12 protein-coding genes and 1 pseudogene are annotated in these 14,696 nt (G+C 36.9%); 7 read left to right on the forward strand and 6 right to left on the reverse strand.

Annotated elements, in window-relative coordinates; all coding sequences use genetic code 11:
* The first annotated feature begins 74 nt into the window (after positions 1-74).
* Both IPP64_02600 and IPP64_02605 read left to right on the forward strand, forming a co-directional pair.
* The gene (locus tag IPP64_02600; protein MBL0328320.1) at positions 75-1,157 is read left to right on the forward strand and encodes a T9SS type A sorting domain-containing protein; all 1,083 of its coding nucleotides are present in this window, start codon (positions 75-77) and stop codon (positions 1,155-1,157) included.
* Between the two features lie 139 nt (positions 1,158-1,296).
* The gene (locus IPP64_02605) at positions 1,297-3,198 is read left to right on the forward strand and encodes a T9SS type A sorting domain-containing protein (protein ID MBL0328321.1); all 1,902 of its coding nucleotides are present in this window, start codon (positions 1,297-1,299) and stop codon (positions 3,196-3,198) included.
* A 70-nt stretch (positions 3,199-3,268) separates the two neighbouring features.
* Here IPP64_02605 and IPP64_02610 read toward each other — a convergent pair whose 3' ends face one another.
* On the reverse strand, positions 3,269-4,021 hold the full coding sequence (locus tag IPP64_02610; protein ID MBL0328322.1) for an ATP-binding cassette domain-containing protein: 753 nt from the start codon (positions 4,019-4,021) through the stop codon (positions 3,269-3,271).
* Positions 4,018-4,758 carry an ABC transporter permease gene (locus IPP64_02615; GenBank protein ID MBL0328323.1) on the reverse strand — a complete coding sequence of 247 codons (741 nt, stop codon included), beginning with the start codon at positions 4,756-4,758 and terminating at the stop codon, positions 4,018-4,020. Before IPP64_02615 ends, IPP64_02610 begins: the two co-directional genes overlap by 4 nt.
* A 360-nt stretch (positions 4,759-5,118) precedes the next feature.
* On the opposite strand from IPP64_02615, the gene IPP64_02620 reads away from it, so the two are divergent.
* The 5 genes and pseudogenes from IPP64_02620 (at position 5,119) to IPP64_02640 (ending at position 11,094) form a co-directional block, all read left to right on the forward strand.
* Positions 5,119-5,364, forward strand: coding sequence for a ferrous iron transport protein A (locus IPP64_02620; protein MBL0328324.1), 246 nt, complete (start codon positions 5,119-5,121; stop codon positions 5,362-5,364).
* A 60-nt stretch (positions 5,365-5,424) separates the two neighbouring features.
* Positions 5,425-7,524: a ferrous iron transport protein B gene (gene feoB / locus IPP64_02625; protein MBL0328325.1), complete on the forward strand. Its 2,100-nt coding sequence runs from the start codon at positions 5,425-5,427 to the stop codon at positions 7,522-7,524.
* 218 nt (positions 7,525-7,742) lie between these two features.
* Entirely contained in the window at positions 7,743-8,402 is a 660-nt protein-coding gene (locus tag IPP64_02630) for a SprT-like domain-containing protein (protein ID MBL0328326.1), read from the forward strand.
* Positions 8,403-8,629: 227 nt separating this feature from the next.
* Entirely contained in the window at positions 8,630-9,889 is a 1,260-nt protein-coding gene (locus IPP64_02635) for an aminotransferase class I/II-fold pyridoxal phosphate-dependent enzyme (protein MBL0328327.1), read from the forward strand.
* Positions 9,890-10,028: 139 nt separating this feature from the next.
* Positions 10,029-11,094 (forward strand): annotated as a pseudogene (locus IPP64_02640) (mannose-1-phosphate guanylyltransferase).
* Positions 11,095-11,178: 84 nt separating this feature from the next.
* On the opposite strand, the gene IPP64_02645 reads toward IPP64_02640, so the two are convergent.
* From IPP64_02645 to arsC, 4 genes are all read right to left on the reverse strand, one after another.
* Positions 11,179-11,853, reverse strand: coding sequence for a hypothetical protein (locus IPP64_02645; protein ID MBL0328328.1), 675 nt, complete (start codon positions 11,851-11,853; stop codon positions 11,179-11,181).
* Positions 11,854-12,041: 188 nt separating this feature from the next.
* On the reverse strand, positions 12,042-13,439 hold the full coding sequence (gene fumC, locus IPP64_02650; protein ID MBL0328329.1) for a class II fumarate hydratase: 1,398 nt from the start codon (positions 13,437-13,439) through the stop codon (positions 12,042-12,044).
* An 89-nt stretch (positions 13,440-13,528) separates the two neighbouring features.
* Positions 13,529-14,206, reverse strand: coding sequence for a hypothetical protein (locus IPP64_02655; protein MBL0328330.1), 678 nt, complete (start codon positions 14,204-14,206; stop codon positions 13,529-13,531).
* A 14-nt stretch (positions 14,207-14,220) separates the two neighbouring features.
* Positions 14,221-14,565, reverse strand: coding sequence for an arsenate reductase (glutaredoxin) (arsC, locus tag IPP64_02660; protein ID MBL0328331.1), 345 nt, complete (start codon positions 14,563-14,565; stop codon positions 14,221-14,223).
* Positions 14,566-14,696: the final 131 nt, after the last annotated feature.

The raw sequence follows: 14,696 nt of genomic DNA on the forward strand, positions 1-14,696 counted from the left end.
TATTGTTTTTTTAATCACATTTTTATATCTTTATGCCTCAATTTAAGAAAAACTCAAATTTAAAACCTGAAAAAATGAAAAAACTTTACACATTACTTGCTTTTACTGCGCTTGCGGTTACAGCAAATGCACAAAGTTCAGATGCGGGAAAAGCTACCCCTATCTCTACAATGCCTTTTGTTCACACTGCTTCTGCAGACAGAATTTTGAATCCGGATACAACCGGATTGGTAAACTTTGTTGATTTCTTGCCAGAATTTGCTCCATCTGGAAACGCTGTTATCTATGGTTATTTAGGTGGTGGATTTATTTATGGTAACAATGTCAGCGCAAACGTGTTGAGAATTTGTGGTCAAGGTTATGATAACTTAGGTCCTATTCCTGTTAAAGTTATCGGAGCTTTATTGTGGTTTGGTGGTCAAGAAAGCGACATGGGAAGTTCTGTAACTTCTAAAGTTGTAATCAGTGGTTTTGACGTAACTGCTAACAGATCAAGAAACACAAACGGAAGTGGTACATTTAACTCTACTGTTAACAACTGGCCTGGACCAGCTGCAACTGCGAAATGTTCAGCAGATTTGCTTTTCTCTGACATTGATACTTTAGGTTTTAACTACGTACCTTTCACTACTCCTGCTACTTTTGTTGATGATTTCGCATTAGTAATGGATGTTACAAACTTAGCTACTGGTGATACAGTTGGTTTAGTAAGTGATGATAAAAATGATGCATTAAACATCGATTTAACTTGGCATAAAATCGGAACAAACTGGTATGTAACAGATCAGTTGTTCTCACCTGCTGGTAGTCCGGATTTCGGTTCTGGTGGATTGGATAACAATATCGCAATGTGGGCTGTTGTTGCTGATGCAACTGGTGTTAATGAATTCTTTAACGGAATGAAATTGACAACTTACCCTAACCCTGCAGTTAACAATGTATCTGTTGAATATACATTAGAAAACGCTTCTACTGGTGTTAGCTTAGTTGTTTTTGCACCAAATGGTACAAAAGTAATTGAAAATGTTTACGGTAACCAAAATGCTGGAACATATAAAGTAAACGTTGATGCTTCTAACTTAGCTGCTGGTACTTATTTCTACCAGTTAAATGCAGGTGGAAGACACTTCACAAAACAATTAGTAATTACTAAATAAGAATTAATTTTTCTTTGAAAAGCCCTGAGATATTCATCTCAGGGCTTTTTTTTATTCCTTCCACTATCAATTGCTTTGTATTGTTTTTATCACTACTTTTATTAGTAATTCATTAGAAACCAACTTAATCCTTATAGCAATGAAAAAAATATACCTTTTATCTTTTTCAATGCTTTTTTCTGCCGGAATATGGGCGCAAAAAAGTGTTTCGAAAATGGCAGCAAGTTCAGTGATGACAACTGCGGATGCTGACGAAATGACGATTACACCTTATCCGGGAGATAACCGTGCACCATTCGATATTCTTTGGTCGCAAGACTTTGGATCCACTCCAATGGGAGGAATTCCTACCGGGTGGACACAAGCTGGTGCCAACCAAATTTGGAAAAAATCAATGATTGGTTCAACCGGCTGTTTCGGAACATCCACTTCAACACTTGCCTCACCTACGGCTTCCAATGGTGTGTTAATGTACGATGCGGATTCTTTGAATGAAGCGAATACAGGTGATTGTACAGGCGGGACCTATACTCCGTTGTCAGGTGAAATCATTAGTGAAACGATTGATCTTACTGGTGAACCCAATGTTCGATTGGAATTTAGACAATATTTTAGATTGTGCTGTTCACCAACAACAACCTTTTTAATAGCTTCAGTTAGTGCTGATGGTGGAGGGACTTGGACGGATTATAATGTGAAAGGAACAACCGGAATCAATAGTTATAATCCAAACAACGAACTCGTTTCAATCAATGTTAGCGCTGCCATTGGCGGGTCTAACAATGTAAAAGTGAAATTTAGATTTGATAGCGGATTAGGCGTTTACTTTTGGCAAATTGATGACATTCAAATTATTGAAGGGCCACTCAATGACGTGAAATTGGAGCGTGTGTACAACGATTTTAGTTACGAAGATGGTGGTTATTATACCCAAACTCCTGCTGGACAAGTTGCTCCTATCACCTTCAGAGGTGCAATTTTAAATGATGGATTTCAAGCGCAAACAACTGTGAATATGAACGTAACCATTACCGGTGCCGGAACCTACAGTCAAAATAGTAATACCATCACCAGCTTCCCACTTTATGGAAGAGATACGTTGTTAATTACTACTCCAACATTTAATCCTACAGCGGTTGGGTTGTACACCATGGCGCATACCGTTTCACAGACTGAAACGGATGAGTTACTTTCAAACAACACCATCACTCGCGCAATCAGAGTTTCTGATACTGTTTATGCAAGAGATAATGGTGTGATTGGAGCAGGTATTACCAACTCTTTAAGTCCATCCGATTACGTTGGAGGAGATGTGGATGCGTCTGTTATTGCAACCTTATATGAGTTTCCTGCGAACGGTGTAATTACTACTGCATCGGCTTACGTTGCTACATCTACTCAAAATGGAGCATCTTTTGATTTTGTTTTGTATAATATCGATGGGACAGGAACATTTGTTGAAGTAGCATCTTCTGACATTTACAATGTTGCAACAGCTGCAGACAAAAACAAATGGGTAACCATGCCATTCATTACTCCTGGTGGTCCATATCCTGTTCTTGCTGGTGAGTCCTATGTGATTGGTGTACGTGTTTACGGTGCGCCTGCATTTGATTTGGATATCCTTAACGACTTGACCTTAGAAGGAACTCAACCGGCTCAAACAACGTTTGTGGATGCTGGTGGAACAGGGACTTGGGGATGGATTCAGAAAGCTCCATTTTTGCATTTAAACGTAGAGGCAATCAATGCAGGTGTTAACGAAAATGATGCTGCAAATGCAGTATTGCACCAAAATATTCCTAATCCGGTTGTATCTTCTACAGCAGTGAACTTTGAAATTGTAAATGCGAATACGGTTTCTTTGTCGCTTTATGATGTAACAGGAAAATTGATTAAATCAATTGATCAAGGAAAATTAGCTGCAGGAATGCATACCATTGTTTTAGAAACTTCTGATATTGATGCAGGAGTTTATTTCTATACACTTACTGTTGGCGAACAACAATTGACGAAGAAATTAACTGTAATGAAAAATTAATAAGATTTTATACTAAAAAAGACGAGCCAAGGGTTTTTCTCTTGGCTCGTCTTTTTTTTAGAATGTATAATTAAAATTTTGTTTTTAAATCTTTCATGAATTTTGTAGCATAAACAAAATCACACACCTCTTTATTATCTGTTTTTAATATTTCTTCTTTACTACCTGTCCACCAATTATCCCCTTTGTAAATAAACATTATATTATCACCGATTTCAATTACAGAATTCATGTCGTGCGTAATTACTACTGTAGTAATCCCATATTCATCCGTAATTTCTTTGATTAAATTGTCAATAACAATAGAGGTTTTAGGGTCTAATCCCGAGTTGGGTTCATCACAAAATAAATATTTCGGTTGAACAGCAATCGCTCTGGCAATGGCAACACGTTTTTTCATCCCTCCGCTTAATTCAGCAGGATACAATCCGTTTGCGTTTTGTAAATTTACACGTTGCAAACAAAAGTTTGCTCTGTCGCGTTTCTCGCTCTCTGATAAATCCGTAAACATCGATAATGGAAACACCACATTTTCCTCAACCGTTTTTGAATCGAACAAGGCGCCACCTTGGAACAACATTCCGATTTCTTTTCGAATTTCTTTTTTGCCGGTAAAATCTAGATCATAAAAATTTCTTCCGTCAAACAATACCTCTCCGGAGTTAATATCATTTAAACCCACCATGCATTTAAGTAAGGTTGTTTTCCCGGAACCACTCTCGCCAATAATCATGTTGGTTTTTCCTGTTTGAAACGTGAATGATATATCATTCAATACCTTTCTGCCTGAAAAGGATTTTGATATGTTGTTAATTTGTATCAAACTAATAAAACCTGGGTTAAAATTAAATCGAATGCCAAAATGAGTACACTGGTATAAACTACGCCTTTTGTACTGGAACGACCTACTTCAAGTGCTCCGCCTTTTGTATAGTATCCATGATATGCCGGAACAGAGGCAATTAAAAATGCAAAAACAGCTGCCTTGATTAAGGCGTAAACAACATTGTATGGTCGGAATTCGTAAGTGATACCAAGTATGTACTCAAAATCGGTAACTACACCAGCCATTAAACCGAAAATGTAACCACCTAAAATTCCTAAAAACATTGAAAAAACGATCAATACAGGATTGAATAAAACGGAAGCGATTATTTTTGGGAATATTAAATATCCTGCCGAATTAATACCCATTATTTCCAAGGCATCAATTTGTTCCGTTACGCGCATCGTGCCAATTTCCGAAGCGATGCTTGAACCTACTTTTCCGGCTAATATTAAACTAACAATGGCCGGGGAAAACTCTAAAATCATTGAATCACGAACAGCAACTCCAACAGCATAAGCAGGGATAAGCGGACTTTCAAAATTGAAAGCAGATTGAATAGTAATAACCGCTCCCATAAAAACTGAAATGATAGCTACAATTCCCAAGGAGCCTATACCTAAAGAATACATCTCTTCAAAAATCCGTTGTCGGTAAATGGAACGCTTTTCGGGTTTGCCGAATGCGCGTTTAATAAGCATGAAATATTGACCGAAGTGAAAAAAGATGTTCATTTTTACGAAACGAGTTCTTGTTTAAGTAATCGAATACAGCGTAAAAATAAGAATAATTGACCACAATTGATTGTTTTGTTTTTGCTATATTTGTATATCAACCTTTTTAAAGATGGCACATTCTACCCGAAAAGCACTAAAACTTGTTACTGCGTTTATTTTTATTTCAATGCTTTCGAGCTGTTTTGCTACTCGGAAAAAAAACAGATGTGGTGATTGCCCGAAATGGAAAATCGAGTTTGTTGATTTTTTCTTCAAGTAAATCAATGATTTAGTCTGTTTTTAATCGTAAAATACCACCTTTTAGGTATTGTCCCTCCTCGTTCTGTCGCTTAAAAAAGCGTACTTTTGTAAGGAAATATGATAAAGCCCTTGAAAAATTTAGCTGAATTAAAAATAGGTCAAAGTGCCATCATCGATTCGTTTACCGATAAAGAAATGGCTTTGAAATTATTGGAGATGGGTTGTACTCCGGGTGAGATTGTTAAACTCGACCGTATTGCCCCACTCGGGGATCCAATTGCCATATCTGTGTCCGGCTACTTATTAAGCTTGCGTAAAGCGGAAGCTTCCACCGTTCTTGTCTCACCTATTATTACTGAATAATTAATTTGATTGCTGGTGGAGACGAACAAATCTTTTGTCAATTTTTCGGATAAAAAAAACATTAAGGTTGCCCTTGTTGGAAATCCTAATAGTGGTAAGTCTACGCTCTTTAACGCCCTTACTGGTTTACATCAAAAAACGGGAAACTTCCCCGGTGTTACAGTAGATAAAAAGTCGGGTTTCGCAAAACTCAATGAAATTGTTACTGCTGAATTCGTTGATTTGCCGGGAACGTATAGTTTGTATCCTAAATCGCTTGATGAACGCGTTGCGTTTGAAGTGCTTTGTAACAAAGAAAATCCGGACCATCCGGATGTTACGATTATTGTTGCAGATGCCAGTAATCTAAAACGCAATTTGTTTTTGGTTTCCCAAATCATTGATTTAAAAATTCCTGTAATTCTTGCACTCAACATGATGGACATGGTGGAGAAGGAAGGAGATATTATCGATGCCATTCGTTTGTCAGAAAAGCTCGGTGTGAAAGTTTTGGGATTAAGTGCCAGAAACAAGGATGGTGTGGAGGTGTTGAAGCAAGCTCTGTTACAACCCCTGTCGGTTCCGCAATACGATTTTATCGACATCAAAAAAATTGCGCCTGAAGCAATTGAAAAAGTGAAAACGGTGGTAAAAGTGAAAAGCGATTTCGAGGCTTTTCAAATCGTCAATAATCTTTCGGATATCAGTTATTTGCACAATGTTGAATTGCAAATCAAAATTACCGATGCACTAAATACACTTATTGTTGATACCAATAAACTTCAGTCGCTTGAAAGTGTGGAGCGTTATAAAGTCATCAATCGGATTGTTGAAGAATGTATCACACATAAATCAGCAATAAAAACCGAATCGTTTACTCATAAATTGGATAGTGTATTAACGCATCGTATCTGGGGATATGCTATTTTCTTAGTGGTATTGTTTTTTATTTTTCAAACCATTTTCTTTCTTGCTTCTTTTCCTATGGAGTGGATTGAAAGTTTGTTTGTGATGATTTCTGAATTAGCTTCGGATGTACTTCCCAAAGGTGAACTTAGTAATTTAATTGTGAACGGAATTATTGCCGGGTTAAGTGGAGTAGTGGTGTTTGTGCCGCAAATAGCATTGTTGTTTGCATTTATCGCTATTTTAGAAGATACAGGATACATGGCACGTGTCAGCTTTATTATGGATAAGTTGATGCGGAGGTTTGGGTTAAACGGACGGTCGGTAATTCCATTGATAAGTGGAGTTGCTTGTGCCGTGCCGGCTATCATGAGCGCTCGTACCATCAGCAGTTGGAAAGAGCGCATTATTACCATTTTTGTAACACCTTTAATGAGCTGTTCTGCGCGACTACCAGTGTATACATTATTAATTTCTTTGGTTGTTCCTCAGGATAAGAACCTTGGCTTTTTTAATTATCAAGGCTTGATTTTAATGGCTTTGTACTTGATTGGATTTGTTGCAGCGATAGGGGCTGCATGGGTCTTGAAATGGATTTTAAAAGCGAAAGAAAAAAGTTATTTTATTATGGAATTGCCCGTGTATCGTACTCCTCAGTGGCGAACAGTTGGACTCACCATTTACGATAAAGTAAAATTATTTTTGTTTGATGCCGGGAAAATTATTGTTGCTATTTCCATTATACTTTGGTTTTTATCAGCTCATGCTCCCGGAAATAAGTTCGAAGAAATCGACAAAAAATATCAAGAGCATAGCTTCAGAGGTGATTTGAATCAAAATGAGATGGATGCAAAAATTGCTTCTGAAAAACTGGAAGTCTCCTATGCTGGAATGCTCGGAAAATCAATAGAACCGGCTATTAAACCACTTGGGTTTGATTGGAAAATTGGCATTTCGTTGATTACATCATTTGCAGCGAGAGAGGTATTTGTTGGAACCATGGCGACCATTTACAGTGCCGGAAATACCGATAATACACAAACCATTCGCGAGAAAATGCAAGCCGAAAAAAATCCAGATACAGGGTTGCCAAAATATTCCATCGCAGTTGGTTTTTCCTTAATGATTTTTTATGCATTTGCGATGCAATGTATGAGCACACTTGCGGTCGTTTATCGTGAAACAAAAAGTTGGAAATGGCCAACTGTTCAATTCTTTTTCATGGGCCTACTTGCTTATGTTTCTAGCTTTATTGTTTATCAATTGCTGAAGTAAGTGACTAGGTGACTAAGTAACTAGGTGACTAGGGGAGTTCAATCGTTAATCAAGTTCTTGTATGTAGTTATTTTATTATCACCCTATCACTTATGCTTAGTCACCTAGTCACTTAGTCACTTAGTTACTTAGTCACCTAGTTACTTAGTCACCTAGTCACCTAACAATGGTTAATAAAAAGTTCAATCTTCAACAAATTAGATTCGTAAATTTGTTTCGTGAGTCAACTCGAACGCAATCAATCCATCTTACATAAATACATTCCTGAAAAGGCCGTTCCGGTTATTTCCGAATGGATTTATAAATTTGATTTCAAGCTGAAAATAAAAAAAAGTCGATCTTCTAAATACGGAGATTATCGTCCTCCTTTTAAAGGAGAAAATCATTTGATAACGATCAATTACGACATGAATAAGTATGCGTTTTTAATCACACTTGTACATGAAATCGCGCATTTATCTACTTACAATAAGCACAAGAATAATGTAAAGCCGCATGGAGAAGAGTGGAAATTGCATTATAAACTATTAATGCAACAATTTTTAATTCCTGATATTTTCCCTGTGGACATAATCACAGCGTTGCGTAAATACATGAACAATCCTGCTGCATCCAGCTGTTCGGATACAAATTTGTTGCGTATTCTTAAAAACTATGATAATCGCGAACACACCGTCCTTTTGGAAGATGTTCCGGAAGGTGCCATGTTCACGTATAATGATAATCGTCACTTCATTAAAGGTCCTCAAGCCCGTAAAAGAATAAAATGTAAAGAGGTAAAAACGAATACAACCTACCTATTTAACCCTGTTACTGAAGTGTTGGTAATCCAAACACCTTTATTTGCCGAAAATCAGGCAAAAATCACCAAGAATTAATTAACAAATAAGCACAAGGTATTGGGTTTTTGTTAAATTTGTTTCAGCAAGTAATTGCATTTATTTTTAATGCAATTCTACTTGATGAAATGCCTATACAATATATAAATGGACGAATGCAATTGAGCCATATTTTTTGATTTCGGTATTATTCTCAACAATTACCTATTAATAACGCTTAAAAACTTTACAAAATGAGTGCAAATACAATGGAAAAAAACATCGATTTGAAAGTATCAAAACTGGCTCAGAATATTATTGGGTCAGAGATTATAAAACTTGCTGCTGAGGTAAATGAAAAAATTAAACAAGGTGAAAAGGTTTATAATTTTACAATTGGTGATTTTAATCCGAAAATTTTTCCAATTCCCACTGAATTAAAATCAGCAATTATTGCTGCGTATGAAGATGATCAAACCAATTACCCTGCAGCAGATGGAATGTTAGAGTTGCGTCAATCTGTTGTAAAACTATTGAAAGAACGGGGCGAGTTGGATTATAAAACGGATGAGATTGTTATCGCTGGTGGGGCCCGTCCTGTTATCTATGCAATTTTCAAAGCTTTAGTGGATGAAGGCGACACCGTTGTTTTTCCTGTACCATCCTGGAACAACAATCATTACACGTATTTGAATAATGCAAAACCAGTATTGATTGAAACAACTCCTGAAAATAAGTTTATGCCTACTGCTGCGGATTTGAAACCGCATATCGGCACAGCAAATTTAATTGCATTGTGTTCTCCACTAAACCCTACCGGAACAACCTTCCGTAAAAAAGATTTGGAAGAAATTTGCGATATGATTTTGGTTGAAAACGACAAACGTTTAGCTGAAAATAAAAAGCCATTGTATTTAATGTACGATCAAATTTATTGGGCATTAACGTTTGGTGATACCAAACATTATAATCCTGTGACCCTTCGCCCTGCTATGAAAAACTATACTGTTTTTGTGGATGGTATTTCAAAATCCTTGGCTGCAACAGGTGTGCGCGTTGGATGGAGCATGGGTCCGAAAAAAATTATTGAAAAAATGAAATCCATTTTAACGCATGTTGGAGCATGGGCTCCAAAAGCGGAACAAATGGCAACTGCCACTTATCTGAATGACTTATCCGCATACGATGCATTTTTGGGTGATATTAAAACTAAGATTAATGATCGCTTGGTGAATATTTACAAAGGCTTTCAAAGTTTAAAAGCAGAAGGATTTAAAGTGGATGCAATCGCTCCTGAAGCAGCAATTTATTTAACGGTTCAGTTTTCGTTACACGGACAAACTAAAGCAGATGGCACTGTTTTAAAAACAACCCAAGATGTGACGAAATATATTTTGGACGAAGCAAAAGTTGCTCTTGTTCCTTTTTATGCATTTGGTGCTTCTGCCGATTCGAGCTGGTATCGCTTGTCGGTTGGAACTTGCAAAATTGAAGAAATTGAAGTGGTGATTGAGAATTTAAGAAGTGCTTTAAAGAAATTAAAATAGTAAATTGAGTTTGCGCGCTTCTCGACTCCGCTCGAAGTGACGCGCTAAAAGTCATTTCGAGCGGAGTCGAGAAAGACTTGATTGAAATTCGTATTAATTCGTAATTAGCAAATTTGTGAAGAATAATTATTGTGTGATAATGGCAGGCGGCATCGGTAGCCGCTTTTGGCCGATGAGCAGAACATCTCATCCAAAGCAATTCATGGATATTTTAGGTACCGGCAAAACTTTGTTGCAACAAACCTATGCACGCTTTTTACGTCTTTGTCCGAAAGAAAATATTTACATTGTTACCAACGATTCATATGTTGATTTGGTAAAAGAACAAATCAAAGGAATTGCATCGGATAATATTTTGAGTGAACCTGCTCGTAAAAACACAGCTCCATGTGTTGCTTATGCTTGTTATAAGATTGCTCAAATGAATCCGGATGCGCTTACTGTAATCGCTCCGTCAGATCACCTGATTGTGAAAGAAGATACATTTGTTAAAGCAATCAAAGCCTGTTATTTAAAAGCGGCTTCAGAAGATTGTTTGGTGACATTGGGCATTCGTCCAAGCCGACCGGATACCGGTTATGGCTATATTCAGTTTGTCGAGTCGGATGCAAAGGAAAAAGATAAACGAATTAAAAAAGTAAAAACTTTTACCGAAAAGCCCGAGTTGGAAATTGGCTAAATTCTTTTTGCAAAGTGGTGACTTTTTATGGAACTCTGGAATTTTTATTTGGAGTGTGAAAAGTGTCATTAATGCCTTTGAAAAATACTCTCCCGATATGGATGCTATTTTTAAAGAGGGAAATGGTGTTTATAATACTCCAAAGGAAGCTGAGTTTATTGCAAAAGCATACACCAACTGTAAAAATATTTCCATCGATTATGCGATTATGGAAAAAGCAGAAAATGTATATGTCCGTTCTTCTATTATTGGTTGGAGCGATTTAGGAACTTGGGGGTCACTCTATGATCATATCAAACAAGATGATCATAATAATGCAGTAGTTGGAAAAAATGTGATGTTGTATGATTCAAAAAATTGTATCGTAAACGTTTCGAAAGATAAATTGGTTGTGATGCAAGGTTTAGAAGATTATATTGTTGTGGAATCAGATGGAATCTTGTTGATCTGCAAAAAGCAAGACGAGCAAGAAATCAAAACATTCGTGAACGATGTGAAAATTCAAAAAGGGGATAAGTTTATTTAGGAGCGACTAAGTGCTGGGTTGATGCTGTGTTAACCTAGAGGAGGAAAATTCTGATTACATATTCAAAAATCGCAAAGCTGCACATCAATCTATTGTCTTGCCATCACTGTATTTTTTTCCTCTATAGGCTCCTGAGAAATAAACAATAAACCGCGCTCCGAAAATAGCTTGCTCTTGATTGAGGTCAACGAATAATGCTAACCCTGCTCCAACATCATATGTGATTTTTTTAACACCTTCAATCTGCGCATAAATACCTGGGTGACTGAAAGGCCTTGTGTATACGGTGTCACCTACTTTTGCATAGCCGGTAGAGTATGAGATGCCTGCAAATCCTGCAAAGTGAATGTCTTTGTCCTCATACCGTTTGCCATATCCTAAATGGAATTCATAATTATCGTAGAAGCCGAATTGCTCACCGGTAATCATTGTCCCCAATTGAAAATAGTGTTGCTTGATATGGAAATTAAAATCCAAACCACCGGCAAACCCAATTTTACGTTTGTACGTTAAGTTCTGATTAAATCCACCACCCACCGTAAACCAATTGTTGTAATACCTTAATTTTTTGTTGTTCAATACAAAGGTGCTATCCATCGGAGGGATATGCCTTTTCTTCTTTCCTGCTGTTTCTGTTTGAGGTGTTTCTTCAACAATTTTATAATGTTTGCCATTAATCACAGTATCTGTTTGTGAAAAAACAGAACTCGCAATAAAATTGACTGCAACGAAAAGTAGTATGGATAGATATTTTTTCAAAATCGTAATCGTAAAGGTAATGGGGATGATATTTATAAACGAAGATTGTTCACCTTTTAGTGTATAATCTCTAATTCATGTTAGAGGTTGCTTCACTATGCTCGCAATGAGGTCCAACAGTGTGTTAGACTTTTAAAGAACGTCATTGCGAGCGCAGTGAAGCAATCTTGCCCATTAGAAAGAAAATGCTACTTCATACTCCCACACATATCTTCCGGTTTTACCCATTGATCAAATTGTTCGTTGGTTACATATCCCAATTCAATGGCTGCTTCACGCAAGGTTTTATTTCCTTTGTGTGCAGTTTTAGCAATTTTAGCTGCTTTTTCATAACCAATATGCGTGTTTAATGCAGTTACCAACATTAATGAGTTTTCTAAATGTTGTTTTAAAATTGGTAAGTTAGGCTCAATTCCTACAGCACAATTATCGTTGAAAGAAACACATGCGTCACCAATTAAACGTGCAGATTGCAGTACGTTTGCGGCAATCACCGGCTTGAAAACGTTCAATTCAAAATGGCCGTTGGATCCACCAATGGAAACAGCAACATCATTTCCCATTACTTGTGCGCACACCATGGTTAATGCTTCCGGTTGTGTTGGATTTACTTTCCCTGGCATGATGGATGAGCCCGGTTCGTTATCAGGAATGATGATTTCACCAATTCCGCAACGTGGTCCTGATGATAACATGCGGACATCGTTTGCAATTTTCATCAATGCAACAGCAGCACGTTTTAAAGCTCCAGATAATTCTACCATTGCATCGTGTGCTGCTAATGCTTCAAATTTATTTGGTGCTGTTACAAATGGTAATCCTGTTAATTCTGCAATTTTTTTCGCAACCAACACATCATATCCTTTTGGTGTGTTGAGTCCGGTTCCCACTGCTGTTCCTCCCAAAGCCAATTCGCGAACCATTTCCAATGCATTTTTAATTGCTCGGATACTATTCGTTAATTGTTGTGCATACCCTCCAAACTCTTGTCCGAGTGTTAAAGGTGTTGCATCCATAAAGTGCGTACGACCTGTTTTTACTATACTTTTAAAATCGTTGGATTTTTTTAACAAGGTATCTCTCAACTTTTCCATTCCCGGAAGTGTGATGTCTACTACTTGTTTATATGATGCAATATGCATCGCGGTAGGATAGGTGTCGTTGGAAGATTGTGATTTATTCACATCATCATTCGGATGCAATACTTTTTTCTCATCTGCTAATTTTCCGCCACTCATCACGTGCGCACGATAAGCAATTACTTCATTCGCATTCATGTTGGATTGAGTACCGGAACCGGTTTGCCAAATCACCAATGGAAATTGATCATCTAATTTTCCTGCAATAATTTCATCACAAGCTTTCGCAATCAGATCTTTTTTCTCAGCAGGTAAAACACCCAATTCACAGTTTGCCATGGCAGCTGCTTTTTTCAAATAGCCGAACGCATAGATAATTTCCTTTGGCATACTTGCTTCTGGTCCTATTTTAAAATTGTTGCGAGAGCGCTCTGTTTGTGCTCCCCAGTATTTATCAGCAGGTACTTTTACCTCGCCCATTGTGTCTGTTTCAATTCTGAATTCCATAGTGCTATTTAGGATTTTAAGATTTTTTTGATTTTGGATTTTCGTAGGGTAAATTTAAGATTTATTTGAATATAATATAGGCAATAATTTTACTTTTTGGAATAACTTTTTAGTTTGTCAATTCTTCCTGTATACCTTTCCCACTTAATCATTCCAATATCGGCAGCAAGCCAAGCACTAGCCGTTTTGCTGAAAGCGGGATAGTTTACGCCTTCGTATAATATAAAATCATTCCCACGCATGTTTAGTGGAACTAAGTCATATCTCGTATAATCGATTTTAATACAATTAAATTTTCCCATTGGAGTTTTTACCTTTTCATACTTAGAGATTCTATATGTATAAATAATTTCTTGCGAAAACTTTATGGTTATCTCATCCTTTATATTCACAAAGGGCTTAAAAAATGGTTGAAATTGATTGTAAATACTTGCAGTGTCTGGCTCAAGTAAAGTAAAACGCGGACTAATCTTAACAGTATCTCCGGAAAAACAGAAGATCCCTTCCAGAAAATGATACGAAGCTAATGTTGGATTTGTGCTGCTAATTTCATCCGGTGCAACATAACAATACACATCAGGATTGTCCTTTATTTTTACTTTTATCAACAGAGATTCGGTTGAGCCGAAATTTTTGTTGTTGTTTGTGTAGTTGTAAACATATTTTCTCCCTTCTTCAGATGGGAAGTAATTACGTAAAGGGATGTCATGCGTTTTTTTTGCACATGAAAAGAGGATAGGCAGTATGATTAAGTAGAAATATTTCAATGTAAATCAATTAATTATTTCAAAAACTCCAGCACTTTTTCTGGAGGCCTGCCAATGATGGCTTTCTTACCCTTTACGATGATCGGGCGCTCAATCAAAATAGGGTTTTGGGCCATCGCTTTTATCCATTGGGCTTCGGTTAATTTCTTCCCTTCATATTTTTCCAAAAATATAGGTTCTTTTTTTCTGACCAAATCCAGGGCTTTCATCCCAAGCATTTTTAACAGCTCTTTTATTTCAGCTGGAGTAGGTGGTGTTTTTAAATATTCAACAACTTCTGTTTTCACTTTCTTTTTTTCTAAGATAGTACAAACGTCTCTGCTTTTTGAACAACGGGTATTGTGGTAGATCTTTAACATAGGTGACTAAGTAACTAGGTGACTAAATGACTAAGTGTGTTCAAAGTGGTTTTGTTGTTCTATATTTTTAGACTAAATGGATTTCCGGTAGGTGTTAGTTAATTGCTGACCGTTATCTCCTCAGTCACCTA

This window comes from Bacteroidota bacterium (assembly GCA_016722565.1).
Taxonomy (GTDB): domain Bacteria; phylum Bacteroidota; class Bacteroidia; order 2-12-FULL-35-15; family 2-12-FULL-35-15; genus 2-12-FULL-35-15.